The 26,162-nt window shown below is 55.4% G+C and carries 24 protein-coding genes and 1 pseudogene; 7 read left to right on the top strand and 18 right to left on the bottom strand.

The window, feature by feature from the left end; all coding sequences use genetic code 11:
- Positions 1 to 363 precede the first annotated feature (363 nt).
- Positions 364 to 1,533, top strand: a complete 1,170-nt coding sequence (locus tag Q0J75_RS12630) for a Fic family protein (RefSeq protein WP_297201965.1) — start codon at positions 364 to 366, stop codon at positions 1,531 to 1,533.
- A 7-nt stretch (positions 1,534 to 1,540) separates the two neighbouring features.
- On the opposite strand, the gene Q0J75_RS12625 is transcribed toward Q0J75_RS12630, so the two are convergent.
- The 10 genes from Q0J75_RS12625 to Q0J75_RS12580 all read right to left on the bottom strand — a co-directional run bounded on the left by Q0J75_RS12625 (position 1,541) and on the right by Q0J75_RS12580 (position 15,311).
- Positions 1,541 to 2,029: a prolyl-tRNA synthetase associated domain-containing protein gene (locus tag Q0J75_RS12625; RefSeq protein WP_297201961.1), complete on the bottom strand. Its 489-nt coding sequence runs from the start codon at positions 2,027 to 2,029 to the stop codon at positions 1,541 to 1,543.
- Positions 2,030 to 2,078: 49 nt separating this feature from the next.
- Positions 2,079 to 2,780 carry an SDR family oxidoreductase gene (locus Q0J75_RS12620; RefSeq protein WP_297201959.1) on the bottom strand — a complete coding sequence of 234 codons (702 nt, stop codon included), beginning with the start codon at positions 2,778 to 2,780 and terminating at the stop codon, positions 2,079 to 2,081.
- Between the two features lie 39 nt (positions 2,781 to 2,819).
- Positions 2,820 to 3,992, bottom strand: coding sequence for a VWA domain-containing protein (locus tag Q0J75_RS12615; RefSeq protein ID WP_297201956.1), 1,173 nt, complete (start codon positions 3,990 to 3,992; stop codon positions 2,820 to 2,822).
- Between the two features lie 14 nt (positions 3,993 to 4,006).
- On the bottom strand, positions 4,007 to 6,268 hold the full coding sequence (locus Q0J75_RS12610; RefSeq protein ID WP_297201951.1) for a DUF5682 family protein: 2,262 nt from the start codon (positions 6,266 to 6,268) through the stop codon (positions 4,007 to 4,009).
- Positions 6,268 to 7,359, bottom strand: a complete 1,092-nt coding sequence (locus Q0J75_RS12605; protein ID WP_297201948.1) for an AAA family ATPase — start codon at positions 7,357 to 7,359, stop codon at positions 6,268 to 6,270. The genes Q0J75_RS12610 and Q0J75_RS12605 overlap by 1 nt, the downstream gene beginning before the upstream one ends.
- The gene (locus Q0J75_RS12600) at positions 7,352 to 9,295 is read right to left on the bottom strand and encodes a hypothetical protein (RefSeq protein ID WP_297201945.1); all 1,944 of its coding nucleotides are present in this window, start codon (positions 9,293 to 9,295) and stop codon (positions 7,352 to 7,354) included. The genes Q0J75_RS12605 and Q0J75_RS12600 overlap by 8 nt, the downstream gene beginning before the upstream one ends.
- A gap of 30 nt (positions 9,296 to 9,325) precedes the next feature.
- Positions 9,326 to 11,248, bottom strand: a complete 1,923-nt coding sequence (locus Q0J75_RS12595; RefSeq protein WP_297201942.1) for a hypothetical protein — start codon at positions 11,246 to 11,248, stop codon at positions 9,326 to 9,328.
- A 28-nt stretch (positions 11,249 to 11,276) separates the two neighbouring features.
- On the bottom strand, positions 11,277 to 12,719 hold the full coding sequence (locus Q0J75_RS12590) for an SWIM zinc finger family protein (RefSeq protein WP_297201939.1): 1,443 nt from the start codon (positions 12,717 to 12,719) through the stop codon (positions 11,277 to 11,279).
- 263 nt (positions 12,720 to 12,982) lie between these two features.
- Complete coding sequence (locus Q0J75_RS12585) at positions 12,983 to 14,305, bottom strand: PD-(D/E)XK nuclease family protein (protein ID WP_297201935.1); 1,323 nt, start codon at positions 14,303 to 14,305, stop codon at positions 12,983 to 12,985.
- Positions 14,298 to 15,311, bottom strand: a complete 1,014-nt coding sequence (locus Q0J75_RS12580; protein WP_297201932.1) for a helix-turn-helix transcriptional regulator — start codon at positions 15,309 to 15,311, stop codon at positions 14,298 to 14,300. The genes Q0J75_RS12585 and Q0J75_RS12580 overlap by 8 nt, the downstream gene beginning before the upstream one ends.
- A gap of 128 nt (positions 15,312 to 15,439) precedes the next feature.
- On the opposite strand from Q0J75_RS12580, the gene Q0J75_RS12575 reads away from it, so the two are divergent.
- A complete protein-coding gene (locus Q0J75_RS12575; protein WP_297201929.1) occupies positions 15,440 to 15,838 on the top strand; it encodes a hypothetical protein in 399 nt (132 codons plus the stop codon).
- A 476-nt stretch (positions 15,839 to 16,314) separates the two neighbouring features.
- A pseudogene (locus Q0J75_RS13250) lies at positions 16,315 to 17,350 on the top strand (AAC(3) family N-acetyltransferase).
- Between the two features lie 37 nt (positions 17,351 to 17,387).
- Here the strand turns inward: Q0J75_RS13250 and Q0J75_RS12555 are convergent.
- The 8 genes from Q0J75_RS12555 to Q0J75_RS12520 form a co-directional block, all read right to left on the bottom strand.
- Positions 17,388 to 18,635, bottom strand: a complete 1,248-nt coding sequence (locus Q0J75_RS12555; RefSeq protein WP_297201921.1) for a DUF7309 domain-containing protein — start codon at positions 18,633 to 18,635, stop codon at positions 17,388 to 17,390.
- 54 nt (positions 18,636 to 18,689) lie between these two features.
- Positions 18,690 to 19,157 (bottom strand): flavodoxin family protein, encoded by a 468-nt coding sequence (locus Q0J75_RS12550; protein ID WP_297201918.1) that lies wholly within the window; start codon positions 19,155 to 19,157, stop codon positions 18,690 to 18,692.
- Positions 19,154 to 19,798, bottom strand: coding sequence for an alpha/beta fold hydrolase (locus tag Q0J75_RS12545; protein ID WP_297201915.1), 645 nt, complete (start codon positions 19,796 to 19,798; stop codon positions 19,154 to 19,156). The genes Q0J75_RS12550 and Q0J75_RS12545 overlap by 4 nt, the downstream gene beginning before the upstream one ends.
- Positions 19,795 to 20,112, bottom strand: coding sequence for a TIGR04076 family protein (locus Q0J75_RS12540; RefSeq protein ID WP_297201912.1), 318 nt, complete (start codon positions 20,110 to 20,112; stop codon positions 19,795 to 19,797). The genes Q0J75_RS12545 and Q0J75_RS12540 overlap by 4 nt, the downstream gene beginning before the upstream one ends.
- A complete protein-coding gene (locus tag Q0J75_RS12535) occupies positions 20,109 to 20,519 on the bottom strand; it encodes a peptide deformylase (RefSeq protein ID WP_297201909.1) in 411 nt (136 codons plus the stop codon). Before Q0J75_RS12535 ends, Q0J75_RS12540 begins: the two co-directional genes overlap by 4 nt.
- A 31-nt stretch (positions 20,520 to 20,550) precedes the next feature.
- Positions 20,551 to 20,934 carry a rhodanese-like domain-containing protein gene (locus tag Q0J75_RS12530; RefSeq protein WP_297201904.1) on the bottom strand — a complete coding sequence of 128 codons (384 nt, stop codon included), beginning with the start codon at positions 20,932 to 20,934 and terminating at the stop codon, positions 20,551 to 20,553.
- A gap of 504 nt (positions 20,935 to 21,438) precedes the next feature.
- Complete coding sequence (locus tag Q0J75_RS12525) at positions 21,439 to 21,714, bottom strand: hypothetical protein (protein ID WP_297201901.1); 276 nt, start codon at positions 21,712 to 21,714, stop codon at positions 21,439 to 21,441.
- A gap of 150 nt (positions 21,715 to 21,864) precedes the next feature.
- Positions 21,865 to 22,218: a hypothetical protein gene (locus Q0J75_RS12520; RefSeq protein ID WP_297201897.1), complete on the bottom strand. Its 354-nt coding sequence runs from the start codon at positions 22,216 to 22,218 to the stop codon at positions 21,865 to 21,867.
- Positions 22,219 to 22,904: 686 nt separating this feature from the next.
- Here Q0J75_RS12520 and Q0J75_RS12515 point away from each other — a divergent pair.
- The 4 genes from Q0J75_RS12515 (at position 22,905) to Q0J75_RS12500 (ending at position 26,002) form a co-directional block, all read left to right on the top strand.
- A complete protein-coding gene (locus Q0J75_RS12515) occupies positions 22,905 to 23,837 on the top strand; it encodes a DUF932 domain-containing protein (RefSeq protein WP_297201895.1) in 933 nt (310 codons plus the stop codon).
- Between the two features lie 75 nt (positions 23,838 to 23,912).
- A complete protein-coding gene (locus Q0J75_RS12510; protein ID WP_297201893.1) occupies positions 23,913 to 24,857 on the top strand; it encodes a YqaJ viral recombinase family protein in 945 nt (314 codons plus the stop codon).
- Positions 24,858 to 24,869: 12 nt separating this feature from the next.
- Entirely contained in the window at positions 24,870 to 25,631 is a 762-nt protein-coding gene (locus Q0J75_RS12505; RefSeq protein ID WP_297201891.1) for a hypothetical protein, read from the top strand.
- 38 nt (positions 25,632 to 25,669) lie between these two features.
- Positions 25,670 to 26,002: a DUF3846 domain-containing protein gene (locus Q0J75_RS12500; RefSeq protein ID WP_297201888.1), complete on the top strand. Its 333-nt coding sequence runs from the start codon at positions 25,670 to 25,672 to the stop codon at positions 26,000 to 26,002.
- The last annotated feature ends 160 nt before the right edge of the window (positions 26,003 to 26,162 follow it).

The raw sequence follows: 26,162 nt of genomic DNA, 5'->3' as shown, positions 1-26,162 counted from the left end.
TCCTTCTCACCACCTCCTCTATTTTATCTCATCTAAATGAAAAAGCCCAGCTTTTGCTGGACTTTTTCGACAGGCTGCATTCCATGAAAAATGGCCGCCAATGGCGGCCATTTTTCATGGAATCTACTTTATCATAACCGGGCCTTGGGGGAATCAAAGGCGGGATTGGTAAAGTAGACGTTTTTCTGGTCCATCTTCTCTTTGGCTAAGCGTACCGCTTCACCGAAGCGGGCAAGTTAAATGCCTCCCATCCCGATGATTTGCCGGATAAAATCCACGCCATTGGGATCAGCGCTTGCGGATATGGCAATCCTCTGGTATACTGATACAAATTGATACTAAGTTATATCAGAGGTGAAGGGAATGGACGCCGGTTTGTTTGCCAGGATGCTCTCGGATAAAAGCATCCTCGACCTGAAAAAGCTGGGCTGCAAATACCCCCAAGCAAATTTAAAGGAATTTGTAGAACTGCTGGACAGCGATTTTTACAAACCCCTTCCGCTCAAGGATTTTAACGGCAGAAATCTGGTTTATCTGGATTCCGTTGCCCAGGTGCAGCTGTCGGCAGCCAAGGTGCTGCTGACGCCCCAGAGCAGCAATCAGATCTACGGCAGGAAGGCGATGGAGGACGAAATTCTGTCCACCTTCTCCATTGAACAGATTGATACTTCCCGGGACAGTGTCCGCAAAATCCTGTCCGGCTACGCCCCCACCAACGAGAGCGAGAACCGTATCTACGGCATGAAACAGGGCCTGGAGTTTATCAGCGACCGCCGGAACACCATCAGTGAAGAAAGTATCCACCAGCTCTACAGGCTCACCATCGGGGCGTTTTTACCGGAGGAGGACCAGCTCCTGCCCGGCCATAAATACCGCCACGACAGCGTCTATATCGTGGGGGACAAGGTGGAGCATACCGGTCTTTCCTGGCAGATGCTGCCGGCGTATATGGGAGAGCTGGTGGAGTTCATCCATCAGGAATCTGCCATGAATGATTTGCTGACGGCGGCGCTCATCCATTTTTATATTGCCTATCTGCATCCCTGGTTTGACGGCAACGGCAGAATGGCCCGGCTGCTGCACCTGTGGTATCTGGTGCAGCAGCGGTATTCCTCCGCTCTGTTTGTGCCGCTGTCTGAGTATGTGGAAAAAAGCCGCCGTGGTTACTACCATGCCTATACACTGGCGGAACAAAACGCAAAGATCAGCGGCGTCATGGATGTGACGCCCTTCCTGGTGTACTTCATTGAGCATGTGTACCATAAGCTGGTGTCCGCCTTGCCGTCCTCCCAGACCACAGAAACGTTCCAAAATGCCCTGTCCCAGGGGGAGATTACAGAAAAGGAACAGGCCCTGTGGCAGTTTGTCCTCACCGCTTACGGGGAGAGTCCGTTCTCCACCAAACAGCTGGAAAAGGATTTCGGCAATGCAGCCTACGCAACCATCCGTGGATTTGTACGCAAGTTTGAAACACTGGGCCTGCTGCGGTCCATAAAATACGGCAACCGCATCAAGTATCAGGTTGCGACATAATCTGCCCTCACACCTCAAACAAGGTGATTTTGGTCCCGTTCTCCCGCAGGAGCCGGAGCAGATCCTCGGTTTTGAGCCATACGGTGGCGGTGTTGTCATTGGGATGCACGCCGATCCGTCCTTCGCCCTCCAGGAAGGACTGATCCAGCCAGAAAGTCACCTTGTGTTCTTGGTCGTTGAGCAGGCCCAGGGGCGTCACTGCGCCGGGGATCAGGCCAAGGATGTCCATCATCTCCTGATCCGAGGCAAAGGTCAGCGGACGGGTGTTGTTCTGCCGCCGGAAGGCTTTCAGGTCGGCCCGCTTGTCCCCTTTGACCGTAATGAGATAGTAATTGCGCTTTTTGTCATCCCGGATAAAGAGGTTCTTGGCGTCGGCCTCCGGGTAGGGCAGCGCAATCTCCGCCACCTCTGCCATGTTGAAAACGGCCTTGTGCTCCGTCACCTCATGCCAGATCTTTCTGGAGCTGAGAAGCGCATAAATTTCCTGCTTGTTCATGTCTGAGTCCTCCTGTCTTTGAACTGCGTGTGAAACCAGGCAGGGAGGCTCAGGTCAGCGTCCAGCCGAAGTCGTTGTGATAGATCATCTGGCGTGTCATACCGCCGTCAACACAAATGTTTTCTCCCGTAATAAAACCGGCCTGGTCGGAACAGAGATAACACACCAGATGGGCAATGTCCTGGGGAGTTCCCACCCGGCCGGCAGGATGCTGTGCGGCGTCAGGGCCGTCATAGACGGCGCCTTCGGTGTCAATCCAGCCGGGGGAGATGGAGTTTACCCGCACCTTGCCGGCCAGACTCACCGCCAGTGCATGGGTCAGGGCGGAGATTCCCCCCTTGGCTGCCGTGTAGCTCTCGGTCTGGGGCTGGCTCATCCGGTCCCGGGAGGAAGAGATATTGATGATGGAGGCACCGGGGGAGAAGTAGGGGAGAAACAGCTTGCTGAGATAAAAGGGGGCGGTCACGCCCACCCGCAGAGCATAGTTGAATTCTTCATAGCTGCATGTGTCGATTCCCTTCATCAGGGGAAGGGCGTTGTTGACCAAAACATCCACCGTTCCGTATGTCTGGATGACGCTCTGGGCGAATTCCTCCAGCACAGCCTGATCAGCCAGGTCGCCCACATAGCCGTCCTGTTCCAGCAGGTCAATCACACAGACGTGGGCGCCATCGCTCCGGAATTGGTCAGCAATGGCCTTGCCGATTCCTTTGGCACCGCCGGTGACAACCACTACCTTTTCTTCAAACATAGGATACGCTCCTTCTTTTTGCCTGATCCGATCTATGGATCAGGTCTTTTTTTGCTCCAGCTTTGCAAATTCCTCCAAACTCTGTCCTTTGAGTACCCGTTCCAGTACTTGGGGCAGCTTTTCCGGAGTACAGGCAAAGCAGGGGATACCCATACCGGCGATGCGCTGAGCAGTCTGGGCGTCATAGTAAGGCTTGCCGCCGTCGGCGATAGCCAGCATGGTCACCACCGTCACGCCGGAGGCCTTCAGTTCCTCCAGGCGGCGGAGCAGCGCCGCCCGGTTCCCGCCCTCCTCCAAATCAGAGATCAGGAAGAAGATGGTCTTGGAGGGTTCCTGTACCAGGCCCTGGCAATAGGCGATGGACTTGGCGATGTCAGTACCGCCACCCATTTGAAACCCAAAGAGCAGATCCACCGGGTCGGCACACAGAGGAGTCAAGTCCATGATCTGGGTATCAAAGGCCACCACATGGGTCTGGACCGCCGTCATGGAGGCCAGGATACAGGCCATCACGGAGGAATAGAGAATGGACTCTCCCATGGAGCCGCTCTGGTCGATGTCCAGGATGATGTGCCAGCGGTTGGCCCGGCTGGAGCGGTCGAAGAACCACACTCGCTCTGGAATGATGGCCCCCAGCTCCGGGTTGTAGTGGCGCAGGTTCCGCCGGATGGTACAGGGAAAGTCGATGGCGGCGGCGCTGGGCAGGGGGGAGTGGGCCCGGCGGTTGAGAGCGGCAGTCACCGCCCGGCGCACATCCTGTTCCAAAAGCTTGTTGATCTCCTCCACAATTTTGCGGATAAATTTCCGGGCGGACTCCTTGGATTTTTTGGGGATCTGGTCCTTGAGCATCAGCAGGGTAGAGGCCAGATTCAGGTCGGGCTCCAATCCCTCCAGCAGTTCCGGCTCTAACAGGAGTTGCTGTAATCCTTTGCGGGTGATGGCGTCATTCTGCACCACCGCCACCATCTCCGGGTCAAAGAGACTGCGCAAATCCCCCAGCCATTTGGAGATATGGGGGGAGGAGGGCCCCCGGCCCGCGCCGCGCCCCTTCTCTCCAAAACTCTCCCCCGGCCCGCCGTAGATGGCGGCCAGGGCGCTGTCCATCAACAGCTGCTCCTGGGACAGGGGGGAGGCGCCCATCCCGTCAAAGGTCTCCTGGCTTTCCGAGCCCAGAATCAGCCGCCAACGGGCCATCTGTTCCTTGTGTTCCACGGCGTTTCCCTCCCTCATATATCATCAAAATCAAACTCATCCAGGCCGCTGAGTACTTCCTGCTCGCTCTCAGTCAGATCCACCATAAGGACCTCGGCGGCCTGGGCCTGGTTCACACCCCAGATTTCCCCTAAATTTTCTGCAATATCATTTTTCTCGTTGGGAGTAAAGTCGGCAAAGGCACGTCGGAGGAACACCAGCGCCCGGCGAAAGTGCTCATCATCCAGGGTGCTCAGATAGTCGTCCAGATGCCGCCACAGGGAGAGCCGGGCGATCAGGGCATAGCGGTTTTTCCCCGCCAGGCCCTCAAACCACCCGGCACCCAAATCGGCTGGCACACCGGGGGACAGGCGGCGGGAGACCTCCCGGCTCAGAAGGGCCTCGTCCGCCTTGCCACGCTCCAACAGAATCGCCATGGCAAAACCGGAACAGCGGGTGTTGAGGTCATCCCGGTCGGAGACCCGCTGAAGCAGCTCCAACCACCGTTCTTCTTCCAAACAATCGTGGTTGAGTTGGAGCAGGTTGAGCTGATCCATAGCAGCCGTCACGGCGGGGGCAGCCTTGGCGTCACACTGACAGGCCTCCTCCAAGGTCAGGCAGGCCCGCAGATAGAGCTGCTGGAGCAGAGGCACCACCGGTGCGGCGTCAAACCGGCGCAGGTCGCCGTACCGCACCACCAGGGACAGGCGGCTGGCGGTGTCGGCCACCTCGGTGAGGGCGGCAGCGTCCACCGACAGGCTTTGCAGCACCGATAGGGCGTGGTCGGCAGCAGCTGGCATCCCGCACAAAAAGGCATCCTGGAAAATAGCGGCGGCCTCTCCAATAGAGGTGCTGTTCTCTCCCCGCTCCTTGAGGGCAAAGGCGGCAGCCCCTTCGATGGTGTCTCCCAGCAGGGAGGACTCCACCACTTCAATTTCCACCTCGGGAGTCCAGCGCACATCCCAGTATTCTCCCCAGTTGGCCCCTTCCTGCCGGGAGGGCAGGAGGGCGGCAAAGTGGATGCCCAGCACCCGCAGCCGGTGGAGGAAGAAGGAGCGGCACAGATCCAGAAGGGCGGTCTGCTGATTTTTTACGTTCAGCCGTTCCCGCAAATCCAAATCCAGCTGTTGCCGCTCCAGGCCCCGGTACTTCTCCAAACGCAGCTCCTTAAGCTGGCGGTAGAAATCCTCTTGCACTGAGGTGCGGCTCACCTCTTCTGGGAGAAAACCCACCCGGCGGCCGATCTCCGTCTCCGCGACAGCCACCGACAGCTCAGAGAAATTCCCATGGCCCATGGTGGTGATGGCCGCATCCCGCAGGTCGGCCAGACAGGGATAGCGGCTGCCCCGCATGGCGCACAGGGTCTGGGCCAGGCGCACCCCCTCGATGACCTCGGCGGAGGACACCAGATTACCCGCCTTCCGGTGCGCTTCGGCCAACTGGGCCAGGTAACGGCTGGATAGGCCGGACAGCCCCTCTCGGTGAAGGGTATCCCACAGCAATTCGAAATAGGCGGGGGCCTTGTTGCCTGCCCCGTAGCCCGAGCGGCTGGAAAGGCGGTAATAGGAGTAGGGCATCAGGGTGGCGGCGCAGTCCGCCCGGGGGAGAGCGGCCTCCTCCTCGTCGGTCATGGGATCGTTTTCCCGCAGGCCGGGCACATGGAAGGCCCCGCAGACACAGAAGATCTTCTCCGGGGGGATGCCCTGGTCTATTGCCTCACAGATGACCCGTTTCATATAGGCTTCCCGCACCAGCGTCTGGGCGGTGCGCCGTTTGCCATCCTGAGCCGCCTCCCGCAGCTGGGTACCGAAGGTGTTGGCGGCCTCCTGGCAGGTCTGCCAGTCCCCAAGCTGCTCAAACTTCCGCTCCCAAAAGGTGTCGTGGCCTTCTCCGGTCACTTCCTCCAGACGGCGGTACACCCATTCGGTGTTCTGCTCCGGCTCCTCCTCGTCCTCTTGGAGGACGGACCCTTCTTCCAGGGCCAGCATAGCCCCGGAGGGCAAATCCATAAAGCGGCACTCCACCTTGTGCTCATTGGCCCACAGAATGGCCTGCAATTCCGGGGAGTAGACAGCCAGGGGATAGAGGATGGTGCGCACCGGCGGGGTTTTGGTGTAGGCCAGAATAGCCGCCGGAAAGCGGGTCTCCGGGTGGCAGAGCCAGTGCATCTGGTCATTGAGGTCGCTGGGGCCTTCCACCAGCACCAGGGCGGGCTGATGGGCGTCCAGCGCCTGCCGCAGATGGAAGGCCATGGCGGGGGACAGGTGGCGCACCCCGTACAGGACCGGCCCGCCCATCACGCATTCAGCTCCCGGCAGGCCCGATACAGGGGGAGCCAGCCGCTGCCCCGCTTTTTCATCACGTTCTCCAGGTACTCTTTCCAGGAGATTTTGTCGCTCTCCTCGTCCTTGACCACTGCGCCCTGAAGCCCGGCAGCCAGGTCAGCCGCCGAGATGGTGCCGTTGCCAAAACTCCCGGCCAGGGCCATGGAGTTAGCCAGCAGCGAGATGGCCTCGGCAGTGGAGAGAACGCCGCTGGTAGTTTTTAGCTTCTGTTTGCCGTCCAACGTGGCCCCGCCCCGCAGTTCCCGGAAGATGGTGACCACCTGCTCCACCGTGTCTCCGTCGGGCTGCTTGGCATTCAAATCCAGCCCCGCAGATAGCTGCTCTACCCGGGTGCGGACGATTTCCAGCTCGGTCTCCAGATCGGAGGGGGTGGGGAGGACGATGATGTTGAACCGGCGCTTGAGGGCGGCGGACATGTCGTTGACCCCCTTGTCCCGGGTGTTGGCGGTGGCGATGACCGAGAAGCCCTTGGCCGCCGGTACTTCCAGCCCCAGTTCGGGGACACTCAGACGCTTTTCCGACAAAATGGAGATGAGGGCGTCCTGCACCTCACTGGCGCAGCGGGAAATCTCCTCCACACGGGCGATGGAGCCGGTCTCCATGGCCCGGTAGACGGGGCTTTTCACCATGGCCTCCGGGCTGGGGCCTTTGGCGATAAGCATGGCGTAGTTCCAGGAGTAGCGGATTTGTTCCTCGGTGGTGCCGGCGGTACCCTGGATCACCTTGGTGGAGTCTCCGTTGACGGCAGCGGCCAGATGCTCACTGAGCCACGACTTGGCAGTGCCAGGTTCTCCGATGAGCAGAAGCGCCCGGTCGGTAACCAGGGTGGCAATGGCGATTTCCACCAGACGGCGGTTGCCCATATATTTGGGGGTAATCTCCACCCCTTTGACCTTGACGCCGCCGGTGATGTAGGTGAGCACCGAGCGGGGGGACATCCGCCAGCCGGTGGGGATGGGGTCTTGCTCCGCTGAGATGAGGGCATCCAGTTCTTGTTGAAAAAGCTCCTCCGCTGGGAGACGCTGTACCTGTTGATTAGACATTTCCGTTTTCTCCTTCCAGTTGTGCCTGCTGTTCCCAGATGGCAGTTTGTTTCAGAACCTCCCCAGACGGCCAGCTGCCGCCCCGGATTTTGATTTTTTTATCCCAAATTTGACCGCCAATGGTCAGGAGCTGGTCCACCTTTTTCAAAGGCGGGATAGGCATCTCATCCACCAGACGGAAGATCTCCCAGTAGTAGAAGCTCCGGCTGGACTTCTGGAGCCACTTGATGGCAAAGTTCTCCCAGTTGTCCCACCTCTGCGCCTTTAAGATGGTGATAATCTCCAGTACGCGGTTAAATTCAGAGCGGCCCATCGCCATTTGATAGAGGTAGGTGCACACCTGGTCGGACAGTTCCGGGATGGGTTCCCGGTAGTGCAGCAGACGGATCAGAATCTCATCCATTCCGCCCTTGAACTGCATCATCAGGGTAAACCATTGGGCGTCCAGAGTGGGCACCAGGGTATATATCCAGGCAACCTGTTTGTCCAATGTGTTTCGGGGACGGGAATACAGGTAAGATTCCTTTTGGGGGTCCCAATTCAGCCGACCCAGCGCAATTTGCAGCGCCTGCACCGCCTCACTTCGGATGGATTGCCCCAGCAGTCCGGATTTTACCACCTGTTGCTCTGCCCACTGGTAGCTCTCTTTATTGTCTAAACGCCAGAGCTGGGCGATGAGGGCGGGGGTCAAATAGTCCCCGCCGTACTGTTCATACAGCTCCAGGGCCAGATGGCACAGCTCGGTATCCGGGCTGCCCATCAGGGTGTAAGAGAGTACCAGAGGCATAAGCTGCTGGAAGGTGATTCCCTTTTGGGTGGCCAGAGCGTGGGAAAAGCGCATGACCTCCCGCTTGCCGTTCTTGGTGGTCAGATGGGTGAGGGAAGGGGCCACCGCAGCAGCCCGGCGGTAGAGCTGGCACACCTCCGGTCCAGCCTTCCGGTCCAGGGCGGTGGTGAGGGCCTCCAGGCGAAGCTGCGTCTCCTCGGGGATTGGACGGTTTGGCTCCGCCTCGTATGGCTCCAGCTCCGCCTCAAAGAGCTGGACAGTGAGGCGGCAGGCCAGCGGAGAATTGGAGTAGGACAGCACCTCCACCGCCTGCGCCCAGTCCTGTTTCACCAGGGATTGCAGGGCCTTCTCCACCTCTGGTCCCTCCATCTGGGCCAAAATCCGCCAGATTCGGCTGCGGGCCTCCCCCTTTCGTTCTGTCTGAAGCAGCTCCAGCAGGAAGGGGAGGTTTCTGGTGTCGTGCCGCAGGGCGTAGATGAGGGCGGTGTGGACCTCCTTCTTGGCCTCGGGGAGCTGGGCACAGTAGAATTCATTTTCCGACGCACCCGCCACAGCGTCCAGCACTGCAATCCGGCGGGCCATCTCCTTTCCGCCCGATGGGTCAAAGCCCTCTTTCAGAAGGGAAATTGACACAGAGCCCAGTTGGACAAGGCGCTGCTGGTTCTGGTCGGCCAAGTCGGCATAGCTGTCCCCCAGACCCTTTACCAGGGCGGGAAGCACCCGGTAGTTGGAGAAATACTCCGGGTGCTCTTTCCATGTCTCTTCAATGATTGCGGCCCGCCCGCCGCCGGTGCCGGTAAGGGCCTCCAGCAAGGGGTGGAGCTGTCCATAGGAGAGATTTCGGCAGACCCCTACCCCAGGAGGCAGAGGTTCCAAAGGGCCAGGACAGCCGGTCTTTCCCTGGGTGTACACCACCGCGTCCACCAGAGCCAGGGTGTCCAATAACATTCCGCCCCGCCCCTCCGGGGAAGCAGAGAGCAGTCCCTCCAGGGCTGCACTGATTTTTCCAAAGACGGGACTGGCAGCGGCCAAAGGGGCCAGACCTTCCATGGCCCGTTTCAGGCGGAAATCCTCCCCCAGCAGGCTGGTGCCCGCCACAGTGGCGTGTTCCAACCGCTCCTGTATGTCATATAAAGGCTGTAAATTCATAACATCCCCCTTTTGGAGAATCATCCGGTTTTAGTTGGTGGAACTGGAAGCCTGTTGTTTCCACAGGGCAATATGCTCCGCGACCTTCCCGTCCAGCCAGGGTTGGTAGGAATGGACCTTGAGCTTTTGGGTACGTACCAGTTGATCTATTTTCTGAAGCTGGGCGGCTTTCTTTTCAGGAGGGACCGGCAGCGCCTCCAACAGATAAAACACTTCCCAGCAGTTGAGCCCTACTACTTGCATGGTTTTGGATTTGGCCCACTTCACCACAAAATCATCCCAATCGGTCCAGCCCTGTGCGTGGAGGATGTGGATGACGTCCAGGGTGCGGTTGAAATGGAGCCCCTGCAAAACCCGTCCATAGAGACAATCCAGCACCTGGGGAGAAAAGCCGGGGATAACCTCCCGGTTGGACAGCAGCACACATAAAACGGCCTCTGCATGGTCGGGGATTTGAGCCAGCAGGGGAAACCACCGCAAATCCAGGTTGGGGATGGGCGTGGTATGCCAGTGGATCTGATCATTGTGATCGGTGATCCCAATCGTAAAGGTATAGGTCTGCCAGTCGGATTTCCAGTTCAGGCATCCCAATATTCGCTCAATGGCCCGCATTACCGCAAGGCGGAGGCCGCTGTTTTGTGGAATCTGAGCCTGGGTCCACTGGTAGCTCTCCTCACTGCTCAAACACAGGAGCTGGGCGGCCAGAGCGGGAGCAAAATACATAATGCCATATTGTTCATACAACTCCAGAGCCAACGTACATAACTCCCTATCGGGGCAGCCCATCAAGGTATTCGCCAGGGTCCATGCCAGATAGCCCCCGAACAGCAGTCCATCCCGGTTGGTAGCGGTGTAGTGGGGGAAGCGCATATAGCGAGGCACTTGGCGGCCGTCGTCCAAGGGCCGCTCCAGTACCGGGGTGAGGGCGGCGGCATGGCGGTAGATCCGGCACACCTCCGGCCCGGTTTTTTTATCCAGTGCGTTCAGCAGTTTGCGAAAGCGGAGATTGTTCTCTTCCGTAAGGGGATGCTCTGGCTCTGCGTCAAAAAGGGCCAGTTCCTGCTCAAAAAGCTGGGCGGTCAGGCGGCTGGCAGTGGAAGTCTGCGTATGGGCCAGGGTGTCAACAGCCTGTTCCCAGTTCGTTTGGGACAGGTGATTCAGGGCCTCTTCCACCTCAGGGCTCTCCATCTGGGCCAGAGCCTTTAAGGCTCGATCCCGGTTATCTCCCTTCCGCTCAGTCTGGTACAGCTCCAGCAGGAGGGGGAGATTGGTGGGATCATACTGCAAGGCGGAGATCAATGCCCCCCGTACCTCCCGCTTGGCGTTGGGAAGCTGAGCGAGATAAAAGTCATTTTCCGCCGCACCCGCCACCGCGTCCAGCACCGTCACCCGGTAGACCATTTCCCGCTTTCCGGTTGGGTCAAAGCCCTCTTTTAGAAGGGGAAAAGACACGGTCCCCAGTTCAATGAGCCGATCCCGGTTTTGCTCTGCCAGGGTGGAATAGCTGTCCCCCAGACCCTTCACCAGCAGGGGAAGCACTCGGTAGTCAGAGAAATACTCTGGATGATTTCTCCATATCTCTTCTATGACGGGATAGCGCCCGCTGCTGGTGCCGGTGAGAGCTTCCAGCAGGGGGTGAAGCTGCCCATAGGTGAGAGGTTCACAGGTACCCACCCCGTGGGGCAGGGGTTCCAGAGTACCGGAGCAGCCGGTTTTCCCCTGGGTGTATACCACCGCATCCACCAGGGCCAGGGCATCCAGCAGTGCGCCGCCCCGCCCCTCTGGGGTCATGGAGAGCAGTCCCTCCAGAGCGGCGCTGATTTTTCCAAAGACGGGACTGGCAGCGGCCAGAGGTGCCAAGCCTTCCATAGCCCGCTTCAGGCGGAAATCCTCCTCCAGCAGGTTGGTGCCCGCCACCGCAGCCTGTTCCAGCCGCTCCTGTATATCATACAAAGGCTGTAAGTTCGTAACCGCTCCCCCCTTAGTATTGCAGACGGATGATCTGGGTGGGTGTGACTACGCTGTATGGATGAAGGCACAGAGAACGGTCCCGGTGGTCATAGAACAGCAGGCCAAAGAGGGCGTCTCCCCGGTTGATCCCACCTGGAATGGAGGCCAGGCGGGCAGTAGAGGCGTGATCCGATCCATCCTCCGGGCGGTCCCGCAGGACAATGCGCCCGCCGGCGGGGTCCTCCAGCACAAAGGTGTCATCCACCATGCCCACCTGTCCCACAGGGACCAGCACCGGCAGGAATTTGGGCAGGAGGGTGTTTTTGATCTGTCCCTTGGTACCCTTGATGGCGGCGGCCAGGTCGGGCTGGACAAGAGAGGGGAGTGCGGCCTGTTCCTCGGGGGTCAGGTCCCGGGGGGTGCAGCTCTCCCAGCGGATACGGCGGCAGCCCTCCCCGGGGTAGGTATACAGCACCGGCACTTCCAAGAGGGAGAAGCAGCTGTCCTCTCCCTTGACATACTTAAGGGCTTTGACGGGGCGCAGGTTGAGGGTCTGGTCAATGTGTCCGCTGTCCAAATCCAGCCAAAAACCCCGCTCCACATACTCCCGCTTGGCCTCGTCATAGGAGACGTCAAAGGAGAGCTGCACCAGACGGGCCTTTTCCCGATAGGCTCCAATGGCGTAAAGGTCCTCCAGCTTCCACACCCCGCCCATAGCCTCAAAGAGCACCGTGTCCTCGGCAGAAAATTGCCCCGCCTCCAACTTTTCCTGGAGGAAGGCACGTCCCTTCTTGATGGTGGAGCGCAGGGCAATGAGGATACGCAGGGCCTCGGCGTAGGCCCCCTTGGCCTGTTCGGGCGTTTTCTGAATCTCTCGCACAGCCAGGGCGATGCGTGAGATGGCGATTTGAGGGCCGGTGAGGTAGTGGTTGCCCAGCTCCTTTGCCAAGGTCTCATAGGTCTTGGCGGAGGTGCCGCCCAAACTGCCGATACCGGCGTTCAGCAAATCCTCCACCATTCGCTCCGCCATATCCAGCCCCTCCAGCTGGCTGTTCAGCCGCTTGGTCGCAGCGGCGGCGTTGGTCTTGCGGGGCTTTTTAGGCGCCTGAGCGTCGGCCTCCTTTTTGGCGGCCCGGGCGGCCTGCTTGGCCCGCTTGTCAGCAATGTCCTGGGGGATTTCAACAACTGCAAATGATTTTCCGCTGAGCTGCTCGAACATCAGACCCAGGGCGTGCTTGCAGGGAAACTGGCGGCTGGGGCAGGAGCACCGGCACACCGGGGCCTGGGGGTCCGTCCAGTCAATGGATACCCGATAGGGATTTTTCCCGCTGCCGGCGCACTCTCCCCAGTAGAGAGAGCCATCCTCCGTCTTGTACAGACGGACAAATTTGCCCGTCCGGGAGAGCTTTCGGCCATTTTCCGCTGCGGCGGGGTTGGGCGCCTGGAGCAGAATGAATTGTTCCGTCAATTCCATATAGACACCTTCTTTGCATAGATATGGATATATAACACAATTAAGGAACTCTTTTTATGCATATTTCGCTTATTTTTTCATTTTATCATATGCGTATCGGGATGTAAATGCAGAAAAAGGGGAGGTTCAGAGTGAGCGTATGAAAGATGCGGTGCAGACGGTCATGAGCCAGTGAGAGATGTGGACAGATCATCAAGATTAACAAATACCCGTCTCCTCCAACCGGGGGAGACAGGTATTGTGTATCGCCATCTACGGGACGCTTATCTACAGTTTTTCTTTGGCGTGTCCTTCAGCCAGGAAAATATCTCTTCAATTTTTTCAAGGCAGGCTTCCAGGCCTATCCCGTCTTGGTTTTTGTGGTCGATGCCCTCCAAGCGATTCCACGTGCTTTTCGAGGTACTCCCGCTCACATTTTCCGGGTTGGAAAATGTGTTTGATAAGAGATCCTTGTATTCTTGAGGATAGTCATAAATGTAAGGACCTGCCAGCGCATAATTGGGTTTTTCATGTTCCATCGTGATGCCACAGATCAGGTATAGACTGACAGAATCTTTGGTTTCTTTTTTTACCCGAAGGGCAAACTCCAGATTGTTTTCTTTATGGAGTGTACAGGTTATATAGCGGTCTGTACATTCAGTCCATGACAGGTTGTATCGCTGAGAGAGTTCTGAGTAGATCTTATCCAGAGTGTCGTTCGGATCCCATTGAGAAAAGCACGTGAGACGTTGGCCACGGATATTATCCCGCAGCTGTTTCATGATCTCCAGCACATCGGTGGGAATCGGCTGATCTGTGTTCGTAATACAATCATTCAGCCAAGGAAGGATATCCTTTTGGAAGGATAAGGTGACGACCGGCAGTTCATCGTCTGTGCCGCCCAGGCTCCAACCACTTGGGTCGTGTCCATCTGGGGTCAGATAGTAAATACAAGGCACCGCTTTTCCCTGATTCTTCGCATAATCGTAGTAATCATGCAGTTGGCTCCTCTGATCCTTAGCCCAGATCTTGACCTCAAAGGGAAGATAGTAGTTTGGTGTGGAAATGACCATGTCGATGCGCCGGTCGTTGTCGGTGGATACTTCTGTTTTTACCTCAATATCCTCGATCTTCGCCTTGGACAAGTCTTCGTTCAGTCCCAGTCCAACTAAAAACTTTTGTAGAAAAGCGGTCCCCATGTTATGAAATTGGCTATGGGGATTGAGCAGTTCCGCAATCACACGGGTGTGGATCTCCTCGGATTTCCAGATCCCGGCCACTTGGAAAATATTAAATGTATTCATCTTGCGTTCTCCAAAATTGTCCGGCAGACGTTCCACCGTGCAGGTATCCTCTGTTTTGGCGGGTTTTGGCGGCTGCGCCAGACAGGTCAGTCTGTAGATGATCTCGCTGTAGAAGGGCAGGTTCCGGTTGGGAAAGAGGCCCATAAGTTCCGTATGGGTCAGCTGCAGCAGCTGGGCTACCGTATGGATTCCGCTGCGCCGCAGGGAATTGCGTGATGCTACTTCCAGATCCAGCGTCTCAATAGGCAGATTGCTCTCTGCCAGCATGGGAAAGACAGCGGCCAATTTGGCCTCCTCATTCATCTTGTGTTTCCTCCTCTATCGTTTGATGATCGTCCGCTGACGTCAAGGGCGAGCAGTAGAGTTCCCAGCCCTCCCGCAGCGTTCGGACCAGTTCCTGCCGCAGCCGCTGGGGCTTTCGAATCTCACAGCGTTCCAGATATTGCATTGCCCAGAATTTCAAGCCCTCCGGTTCGGCGGTGACGACGGCGTCAAAGGTGCCGTCTCCGTTGTCGTGGAGCATGGTGTCCAGCCCGAAGCGGTCCAGAATGTCACTGAGCAGACTGTTCTCACAGCGCAGGACGGCCTGAATGCTTGTTCCGGAGATCTGATAGACCCGCTCCCGCACATAGCGGGACAGATCCAGGCCTTGGGGCAGCGGATCCCTGGGCTCTGGTGTCAGAACGGGATTCTGAATGCGGTCCACCCGGTAGTGGCTCAGAGTATCATACCCAGGGTAGCGGCAGATGAGATAGTAGTTCCCATTGGCAAAGCACAGGCCGTATGGATGTACCTGGTAGGGCCGCTCCCGGCGGGGGTGGAGCTTTTTGTCCATCCTATACTCCATGTACTGAAAAGACACCTGCCGACCGGCAGCGATGGCCTCCTCCAGCACCTCCACCGCCAGCAACACCTCCCGGTTCACTCCCCGGTAGACTGTAGGTAGAGAGAGGGGGCGGCAGGTCTGGCGCTGGGAACGGCTCAGCCCCCGGAGTAGCTTTTGCTCCAGGCCCCGGTACTGACGTTCCGACATACCGGGAAAGGCGGCGGCGCAATCCAGCAGCAATCGCACCTCTGAGGGTTCCAACCGCCGGGAGAGCAGATAGTAACCCGCCCCGCTGTCCTGAAATTGCGGAATGTCAACCCCGGCCTGCCGCAAGGTGTTCAGCGCTCCATAGACCGTTCTCCGGTCGCAGGTCAGCCCGTACTCCAACCGGAGCAGGCGGCGCAGTTCCCCCATGGACAGAGGGTGCTCTGGGTCACTGTGCTCCTCTAAAATCTGATAGAGCCGCATGGGAAGCAAATTCAAAGAATCCCCTCCTTCTGTATATTTCCATTGTAGCACAGGGGGTGTACTAAAAAAAGTACAGCCGGATGTGTAGACTGCTTCTGGTACGATTTCAACCGAAAACAAGAGAAGAAAGGATGGGGAACGGTATGAGAAATGGAATGCTGACCAGGCAGGAACTGGTCGAAATATGTGAGCAGCTGTGTGCGGAATTACCCTATTTTGAGACGCATTTTCTGACTAAGGAGGATTTTGCACCATTTTTTCAGGCTGAACGAGTATGGTATTGGGAAAGTGCTGAGATCGCAGTGGCAGACGCATCCGCTTGGATCGAGCAAAGGCTGGGTGAACTGCCGCAGAAGGAGAAGTGCGAGAGACGTTGCGGTCTGCTGTGCCTTTGGGCCTCCACCGCACATAATCTGGAGGACCTGGAACGTGTGATTGGTACGCTTGGTTGGAAAGTGGATCGTATCCTGTTTGACATATTGCTTCGAGAGGACCTGGAGGCAACAAAGTTGGGCTTGTTGCTTATGAGTTCTGTGGCGTGAATACTCCGGCTTGAGCATGTGGTGCATGCTGTCCAGCCTTAGGGCAGGATATTTCTCGTGCAGCTCCACCAGTTTCCTCCGCAGCGCCTGATTGCTCCGCTCCCGTCTATCGGGTTTGTGATACTGCCAGTCATAGTAGCCGCTGCGTGAGATCTCCAAGGCCAGGCATACCTGCTCCACAGTGGCTCCCTGGCGATGTTATGCCTGGACGCAGCGGTATTTTTCCACTATGGTTTCGACAGGATGCCGACGGATTTTTTTAGGATGTCTATGACTTCCTCATAAGAAAACAACTTGAAATATATAATCCAAAAGAGACAGAAGGCCGGCATCGAAAGATGCCAGCCTTCTGTTTTATAGAAAACACAAAAGGGCCACGAATCTCGGTTGACGCAGCTATCCACGCTGTTGTAAAATAAAGAAAAATAAAGATTATTGCATAAAAAGACAATCTCTACAAGATTTGAGTGTGTACTATGCTGAAGTATTTTTGTAAAAGCTGCAATAAAACGACCTCTTTACCGGATTGCCCATTTTGTGGGCAACGCACGCAAATTGAGAGTTCGATCATCTATTGGTGCGAGGATTGCAACATCCCAATTTATGACGAGGTCTGCCCTCTCTGCCAGAAAAAAGGGAAGCGCATAGGCTCCGACATTCGTCCCGTATTTCCAGCAGAACGGCTTCTGAGTACAAAATCTGTTATTTTATCAGAAGAAATTGAGGATGGTCTACGGGAGGTAGGACTGTCCGCTGGAGATCAGGTGATTGTTCACACATCCCTTAGGAGCCTTGGCTATGTCTGCGGTGGAGCGCAGGTAGTGATAGAAGCACTGCTGAAGATCGTGGGTGAGGACGGCACTGTTATGATGCCTACTCAGAGCTGGAAAACCTTGACCCCATGACAGGGGTGCATTGGGAAATTGCAGAAGCCGATTGGCCGAAGATTCGGGCAATCTGGCCTGCCTATGATAAGGACATTACGCCCACCAACACTATGGGTGCTGTAGCGGAGATGTTCCGGCGCTGGCCAGGAACAGTGCGTAGCGATCACCCAGTCCGTTCTTTTGCTGTAAATGGAAAAATGCACAGTATTTGGTGGAAAATCATGACCTGTGCAACATTTTTGGGGAAAGTTCGCCTATCGGAAAACTTTATGCTCTGGGTGGGAAAGTACTGCTGATCGGCGTGGATTATGATAAGAATACCTCTCTCCATCTCGCTGATGTCCGGGCGGAATGTCCTGGCAAGCATACTATTACAGAAAGCAGTGCCATGTTTATTAACGGTGTGCGGCAGTGGGTCAGCTATGAAACGCTGTATGTGGACGGGGAGGATTTTATCAAGATTGGCAAGGCTTTTGAGGAAGCCCATCCGGTCAAAACAGTGCAAATCGGAAATGCCATCGTGCGCAACATGGAACAGCGGGAGTTGGTAGACTTTGCGGTATCGTGGATTGAGAAAAATCGACTTCAATCAAAGCTCCAACACCACATTCACCAGAATCCATAAATCGGAAGAAATGCTACGGAAAGGGCATTATGGAAGATTACCGTTTCAAGCGCAGGATACGCTGGGCAAACTCAGGCGGAAATACACCTTGTTTGGCCCCGTCAATCAACTGATGCCAAATAAAATCAGGAATTGTACGCAGTTGATCATCATCTGCTGTGGCCAGGAAATCAAAGAGAAGTTTCAACTCGTCATCAGCATTGCCTGATTCCTCATAGGGGCCGTCCACCTGTGCTGCAAGATCATTTTCGGCGTTCAGAAGCAGGAAAAGTTCCTCTGTATCGGAGTCGGCTTCCAAATTCAGACGAATATTCAGTTGCTGGTCCAGATTTTGCAGCAAGGAATAGGTGCGTTGATTGTATGCGGTAATTTTGGCAGGTATGCCTTGCTCAAGCATCCAATGGCCCAAAGCAGAAAGCAAGCGCTCCGCCCGCTCCAGATCGTAGCCGTCCGCCAGTTCGGGCAGCATGATCAGTTCCTGGGTTTTACAGCAGATGCCCATCAGAAGATAGGGGAAATAGGCGGATACATCGGCATCCAGTTCCGGATTCATCACAGCGGTTGGCATCATGACCACATCCAGAACCAAATGGGAACGGGATTTCCTGGTGCGTTTCAGGCGCCCCAGCAATAGTTCGTCTTTCAGTATTGGTGCCGGATATTCTTCTGCAATCATGGGCGGCAGGTTGTGCCACGACCACTGGAAGCCATCTTCTGTTGGGGTGAGCAGCGGGATCACCTGGTCCGTTCTATCCATATCCAAAGGTTCCAGCCAGGCACTGCCTTCCTCCATGACCCGTTGGTCCACCGCCAGTGCGGCCAACAGCGCCTGCGTCAGCAAAGACTCATCCAAAGCATTTGCAACAGGGAAGAAGGGACGGGCAGCACAATATTTAGTAAACTGTGGACACGCATTTTTCCCACGCAGAGAGATCTGATGCTGTTTGGTGTAGGTGCGCAGCGCCATACATTCTTCCTTGGAAAGCATACTCATGGATTCAAAGCTGCACTGAAGACAGTCCTGGGAGAACATAACTTCCTGCTGGTGGAGGAGTGAGGGACAGCCCAGCACTGGGGGGCGGCGCAGCAGATAGTAGGACTGAAGACCTTTATTTCCTATATAAAGCCCCAGCGCCAGATGTTCTCCCATGGCTCCCATCACACAGCAATACCCAATTTGTCCGTTGGAGAGGGATACCGCAAAAAGTTGATCGTCCAATAATTTGTTCCATAATTTAGTTTTCCGGAAAGTAAGTGCAGCCTGGTAAAGTTCATTGGATGCCATATCATTCCCACCTTTTCTGGATTAATATCATATAAAGTAATCCTGCGCTCAAATTCAGTTACAGAAACGTGTATTCAGCTGGTTTTGTACCTGCCGGAAAAAGCTCCGGGCGTTTTGCAAATCCTGTTCATTCGGGTGTCCTCTTGCGATACCGCCAACCAGTTTGAAGGGGCCAAAAGTATCATAACCCTTGCAGCTGAATTCTCCCAGCACCGGGCAGCCCTTCTCCCTGGCAATTTTATCTACAGCTTTTGCGCCGGAACCCTTGGCTCCGCCATAGGTATAGACAAAGAACACCGGCTTGCCCTCGGGCAGATACTGTCTGGCAAACTTCACCACAGATGGTTGGAATTCAAAGCCATAGATGCCGGAGGCAAAGCCGATGCAGTCGTATTCCTCCAGCCGGACGGTCTGCCGGGTGGTCACGTCAATGAGGTCCACATGCCCCTCCGCAGCTATAGCCTCTAAAACGTTTAGAGTGTTACCGTGGTGGCGGGAGTAGTAGCAGATGGCGGTTTTCATGGATGGTTTCCTCCTTGCAGTGTCCTGGCATAGAAGTCCCGGAGCAGCGGCGCCAGTTTTTCTGGTGTCTCACGGTTGAGCTCATGGCCTGCACCCGCAACCATGCGAAGTTCTGCCTTGCTCAGGCGCTGAACAAGTTCTCTGCATGCCCGCTGGTTGGCCCGGTCACGGCTTCCGCAGAGCACCAAGGTAGGGCAGGAGATGCGTGAAAGTGCTCCGCTGAAATCCAGGTCCATCATACTGCCGCAGAACTGGACAAATTGTGCTTTTGCGAAGCCTGTCTCCCGGAACATGGCCGGAGGCATGAACCGAAAAAGAACATTCTGTATCTGCAACAGCCGTTTTGGCATTTTGTACTGCGGGGCAATCAGAACCAATGCACCTACACGCTCCGGGTGTTCAACGGTATAGTGGAGGGCCAGCACACCGCCCAAAGAGAGTCCGCAGAGCACCAGCGGCTCCTCCAGACCATCGCAGAGCCGGGCAAAGGCGTGGTAGAGCAGGGGATAGGTGATCTTTTCTGTGGATACCAGCTTTGCCAGGTCGGGACAGACACTGCTTTCAGGTGCTCCCAGCAGGTGCAGAACCGGCTCCCAACTGGACGCTGTCTGGCCCAGGCCGTGTATGTATACCTGCCTCATGGCCCGGCCTCCTCGTCCAGGGTCTCCACCAGAAAACTCACCGGACGAAACCCGTCGTTGCAGGAGAGCATGGCGGATTTGGGATTTTTCATCCAGCCGTCATAAAAATTCTCTCCGCCATGGCTCAGAGCCAGCACAAAAGGGGAGAGCGTGTCCCAGGCACTCTGGCAAAAGCCTTCCGGCTTTGCCCAGCCGTTGGCGATAAAAACCTGCCCCACCTCCATGTCACAGGCATGGGAAATGGGGTTTTCATACTGGGCCATCAGGTCCTCATACCGGGTGATGCGCATCACAGTAATTTTGCACTGTTTCATATGAGGATGCCCTCGCAGTGGTCAATCTCATGCTGGATGATCTGGGCTGTCCAGCCGGTAAACGTCTTGATCCGCTCCTGGAAGGCTTCGTTCTGCCAGCGTACCTTAATGGACTTCCACCGCTTGGCCGGACGGGTGCCAGTGAGGGAGAGGCAGCCCTCCTCTGCGTCATATGGCTGGGATTTTTTGATAATTTCCGGGTTGAACATCACCAGATAGCTGCCCTCGTTATCAAAAGCAATGATGCGCTTGTTTACTCCGATCATATTGGCTGCCATACCTACGCAGCCGGCCTTGTGGTGCTCCAGCGTTTCCAGCAAATCAGCAGAAATCTGGAGATCCTCCAACGTGGCAGGTTCTGCTTTCTGAGCCAGAAATGCCTCATCTTTACAAATGGTTCGGATCATGGTTTTTCTCCTTCCGCAACAGAGCGATTCTTCAGGATTCTGTTCCATAGGGCCAGGTGTTGATGCCGCCAAACTCATAAATATTGGTATAACCCAGTTCTGCCAGACGGGAAGAGGCTGTTTTGCTGCGGTTCCCGCTGCGGCAATAGACCAATACCGTTGTGTCCTGCTCCGGAATCACTTGGGCGGCAGAATCCTTGTCTATGGTGCCCACCGGCAACAGGACAGCGCCGGGAATGTGGCTGCTGTCATATTCGTCCTGCTCCCGTACATCCAGGATGAGAACTTCCTGGGTGTCCATCATCTCCTTGGCTTCTTCCTGCGTAATTTGCTGATAGGAACTGCCGGCTCCGTTTCCGTCGCAGCCGGAGAACATCAGCAAGAAGGCAAACAGCAAGGGTAACATTCGTTTCATCTGAGCACCTCCAAAAGTCCGGCGGCAAAGGCTTTATGGCCCTGCTCGGTAAAATGTACGCCGTCATCAGTAGTGCCATGCAAATTTACAGCAGCTATAGATAGTATATCTCCTGTATCTTCCATATTCAACATATGAATCGAAAAAGGCTGATCCAAATACAGTGAATGTTAGCGCCCGGCAGAAATCGCCAATTTGAGCTCAGATAAAATAACCGAACAACCCAGTTTGTGGACACGCTCCGCCAGAGCCGTCAGAGGGCGGTGCAGGAGCTTTCCGTCGGGGCAGGCCTTTTTCAGTGTCCGGCCGGCCAGGTAGAACAGCTTCAGTTCTCCCTTGTGCTCCTGCTGAAAGGCCTCTCTGGATTTTGTAAAGCGGATCGCTTTCATCTGATCGTAGAGTGGGTTCAGCCGGCGGAAGGGCTCAGAAATGTGGACGGATCATCAAGATTAACAAATACCCATCTCCTCCGACTGGGGGAGATGGGTATTTGTGTATCGCCACTCAGGATACCTTGCGACGCAGCGTATGATATCCGTCTTCTGCTGACGATTCGGAACAATTTTGGCTCTTTGGCTGCAACGCTGCGCTCTGCACCGCACTTTGGTATTTCATAGTAAGAAGCTTTCCTGCCGCTGGTTGATAGGTACAGGAAATGATGTCCACGCCGTAATATTTTTCTACCGCTTGGATGCGCCGATAAACGTCAGGGCAGTTTTTCAACAGCACCTTGGCCGTTTTGCCGTGATTGAGAATTAAAATTTCCATATTCTCTTTCATGGTATCCCCTCCATGTTCTGCATCATTTTGCGTGCGAATAGAAGTATAGCACAACTCGTTTTGACAAACGGACAACAGTATGGCGTATTGATATCTGAGCATATCAATGTGAAAATAGTGATGTTTTATGGTGCGCCGCAGAAAATTTCCTCATTTCCGGTTCTTTCTGTCCCGTCCATATTCATACCAGACCATGATGATTGCCAAACCGCATACCAGATGCCATAGGGTCATTATGATTGCTTGCCGCCTGTTTTTGACCTGCTGATAATTGACACACAACAAAAGCAGGAAAATGCCACCGGCCACTGCCATACCAGGAAGTGCTGCCCACACGGACTTGGCATCCAGTACCAATATCCAGATAAAGGTGTCCACAGTCCCTGCAATCATCCGGCCCGCTGTAAACGCCGAAACTCCGTAATGTTCTATGAGCCATCCATTGTAACAAAAAATGAAAGCAAACACTGCAATAATTCCGCACAGCACAAACAAATCTCCCATATAAAACCTCCGGTTCTTATCATGTGGCACACGCCCTTTCAGAACAGTGTAGCACACAGAAATTGTACACAGGGACATAGGTCTTTCCTGTGTCCCTCAATTTGACCAACTGTCAGGATTTTCAAGACCATATGCCGTAATACTATTTTCTCGCATCCAAGATGAAACACTGGCTTTGGCACTGACAGGGGCAGGATCAGCTGTAAAAGAACGCGTTTTACAGCTGGTGGCACCGGAGCGAGTACAGATACTCCAAGCGGTCTGCAGTTGATTTTCCGGTTCTGCTCATATAAAGGATATAGAGTGGGCACAAAGAACCATTTTACAGCAGCGCAAACAGGTACTCATAGAACGAGGATGGATTACGCCAATAAGATGATGAAACGAGGCCGGACGTGGTTCCGGCCTCGTTTCTTTCTGTTTTGCCGTATCTCTCCAGGTTTCCGCAATATATTCTTACTGTGCAGTCAAGAAAGAAAGGGGGGAGAAATATGTTAGACAAATCCACTTGGAAGATAGTCCTGCTGGGACTTTCCATTCTGCTGGCAACGGTGCAGTGTCTGGAGCGAATTGAGGAACTGATGGCGGAGCAGGAGAAGCTGGAATAATACCCCAAGAAAGGGTCTCCCGTTTGGGAGGCCCTTTCTTTCTGCCGTCTGTACAAATGTCATGAAGGAGGAATTAATATGCCTGCAAATGTAGAATCCATGTTTTATGTCCGAGAGGCGCCCTGGCACGGGCTTGGCATCTGTGTGGAATCTGCGCTCAGTTCGGAGGAAGCCTTGGAGCTGTCCGGCCTGAACTGGAATGTGATCCAGCGTCCCATTATGACCAGCAGCTGCGATCTGATTCCCGGCTACAAGGCCAACATCCGTGACATCGACAACCAGGTGCTGGGCGTGGTCACAGACCGTTACCGGGTGGTGCAGAACACCGAGGCCTTTGCCTTTACTGACGCATTGCTGGGAGAGGGGGTGAAGTACGAAACGGCTGGTTCCCTCCAGAATGGACGGAAGATCTGGCTGCTGGCCAAACTCCCGGATAAGTACATCATCGAGGGCGACCAGATCGAGCCCTATCTTGTTTTCAGCAGCTCCCACGACGGCAGCGGTTCCATCAAAGTGGCCATGACGCCCGTTCGGGTAGTCTGCCAGAATACACTGAACATTGCCCTGTCCACGGCTAAGCGGGTATGGTCTGCTGTCCATGTAGGAGATCCTGCCGCCAAGATGGAAGAGGCCCATAACACCCTGCTGCTGGCAGAGAAGTATATGGGAGGGCTGGGCATGGAGTTCTCCCAGTTGTCCAAAGTCAGGCTGTCTGACCAGAAAGTCATGGAGTATATCAACCTGCTCCTGCCCATGGACGAACAGCCCACGGAAACGCACCGCAAGAACATCACCCGCATCCGGGAGGATATGAAGCTGCGCTATTTTGAGGCGCCTGATCTGCGTGATGTGGAGAAGAACGCCTATCGTTTCCTCAATGCGGTCAGCGATTTTGCCACCCACGCCAAGCCCCTGCGGGAGACTGCCGGCTATCGGGAGAAGCTGTTTGCCAGAACCATGGAGGGGAATCCTCTGATCGACAAGGCCTATGAGCTGGTCACGGCAGCGTAGGCAGAAACAGTTCTTGTTTGGCCGGGAGGTGCATTCCTCCCGGACGTTTCTATGTTCTGGAGGTGTATGTTTGAGATGAGCGCAACAATTCTGGTTTCTACCGAAAACCTGTCTTATGAGGATTGGCTGGAATACCGCAAGGCAGGCATCGGAGGCTCGGATGCTTCGGTGGTCTGCGGTATCAGCCGCTACAAATCCCCGGTGGAACTGTGGATGGAGAAAACAGGACAGATGCCCCCGCGGGAGGCCGGGGAAGCTGCCTATTGGGGCAATCGGCTGGAGGCGCTGGTGCGGGAAGAGTTTGCCAAGCGCACCGGCATGGAGGTCAGCAAACCCAGCGTCATTCTCCGGAGTGAGGAGCATCCTTTTATGCTGGCCAATTTGGACGGCACCTGTGAGCATCCTGACCACGGCGCCTGCATCTTTGAAGCCAAAACCGCTTCTGCCTACAGAGCAGGGGAGTGGGAGGACAGCATTCCGGACGAATACATGGTTCAAGTCCAGCACTATATGGCGGTCACCGGGTATGCCGGGGCTTATATCGCTGTGTTAATCGGTGGGAATACCTTCCGCTGGACATTTGTAGAACGGGATGAGGAGCTGATTGCCATGCTGATTGAGCTGGAGTCCGACTTCTGGGCACATGTCCGGTCAGAAATACCGCCGGCTTTGGATGGGTCAGACGCATCGTCAAAATTTCTATCAGAGCGGTTTCCCAGCAGTGTACCCAAATCAAAAATCGTTCTGCCGGATGAGGCCGGGGAACTGCTGCTGCAATATGACGAGGCATGTGAGCAGTTAAAGGCCCTCACGGAGCAGAAACAGCGGGTGGAAAACCTGCTGAAACAGATGATGGGGGAATATGAAATCGGCACTGCCGGGGAAAGGGTCATTACCTGGAAAAGCGTCTCCCAGGAGCGGCTGGACAGCAAAACATTGAAAGCGGAGCATCCGACGCTGTACAAAAAGTACGCCAATCAAACATCATATCGCCGCTTTACCATCAAGGCGGCGTGCTGAACGGGGGATTTTATGATGGATAACACAAATCTGAAAAGTCGTATGGGTACCAAGCTGCAGGCCATTGCGGGACAGGAATCCATCCATCTGCCGGCAGATCCCGGCTCGGATTACCTTGCCCTGACCCACAATGCGATGGACATCATCAAGGAGAATCTGAAGCATCAGCCGCTGCCCTTCCAGCTCTTTGATCTGATGAAATCTCCCTCCGGCGGTTCCACCGTGTTCTCTGTACCCGGCCTGTCCGGAGAGGAGGCAGAAAAGGAGCTGACCGGCATCATTCTGGACTATACCACACCGAGGGCTTACTGGGATACCCCTGATCCGGTGGAAGGTACACCGCCCACCTGCATGAGCAAAAACAGCCTGATTTCTGAGGATAGAAAACCCTGCGCCCACTGTCCTTTCAATGATTACGGCAGTAAAGATGGGGAATCCAATGCCAAGGCCTGCAAGGAATCGGTGCTGCTGTTCCTGCTGCGGCCGGACAGTATCTTTCCGCTGCTGGTGCGGGTTCCTGTGACCAGCAAGATGCTCTTTCTGAAATATACCACCCGTCTGGTAAGCAGGCTGACGCCTCTAAGCAGCGTGGTGACCAGGATTACTTTGGAGAAGGCCACCAGCAGGGCAGGCAAGCCCTATGCGCTGTTTCAGTTTGATGCCGTCTCTGTCCTCTGTCCGGAGGAAGCTGCCCGGGCAAGGGCATTTGGGCAGCAGTTCATGGAGATTGCAAACGCCGCGGAGATTGAGCCGGTTTTTACACAGGCAGGCTGAACCTGGACAGACTTTGATAGATAGAGGAGTGAGTATCTATGCTGATATTGGTGGTTGAGCCAGGGAGCATGCCGGAAACCAGGGAGATTACAGGCAGTTTGGAAGAGATGCAGGAACTGGTGGGGGGACTGATCCAAGTCATATATCCGTTTCCGGAGGAGGTTGCCCTGGTCTGCAATGATGAGGGCAAACTGCTTGGGCTGCCTCTGAACCGCTGTCTGCGGTTGGAGAGCGGCGAGATTTATGATGTTGTGGCGGGAACCTTCTTTCTGTGCGCCGCTCCCGCTGACAGCGAACACTTTGAGAGCCTGACTGCGGATCAGCTGGAGCGGTACCGCCGGCGCTTTGCTGTACCGGAGCTCTATGTCTGAAACAGGCAGATACGATAGCAATGATGGCTGCGGGATAGTTTCCCGCAGCCTGTTGGAATGTCAGGAGGAATTTACGATGAGAGAAGGACCTGTTGACAAAGGTAACGTATGGGCTGAGAAATCATATTCTCAGCCCATATTTCATCCATAAATACCGCAG

It is taken from the genome of uncultured Flavonifractor sp. (assembly GCF_944385615.1).
Classification (GTDB): Bacteria; Bacillota; Clostridia; order Oscillospirales; family Oscillospiraceae; genus Flavonifractor.
Note: the sequence above shows the minus strand (reverse complement) of the source record. Positions and strands in the feature narration are given on the sequence as shown.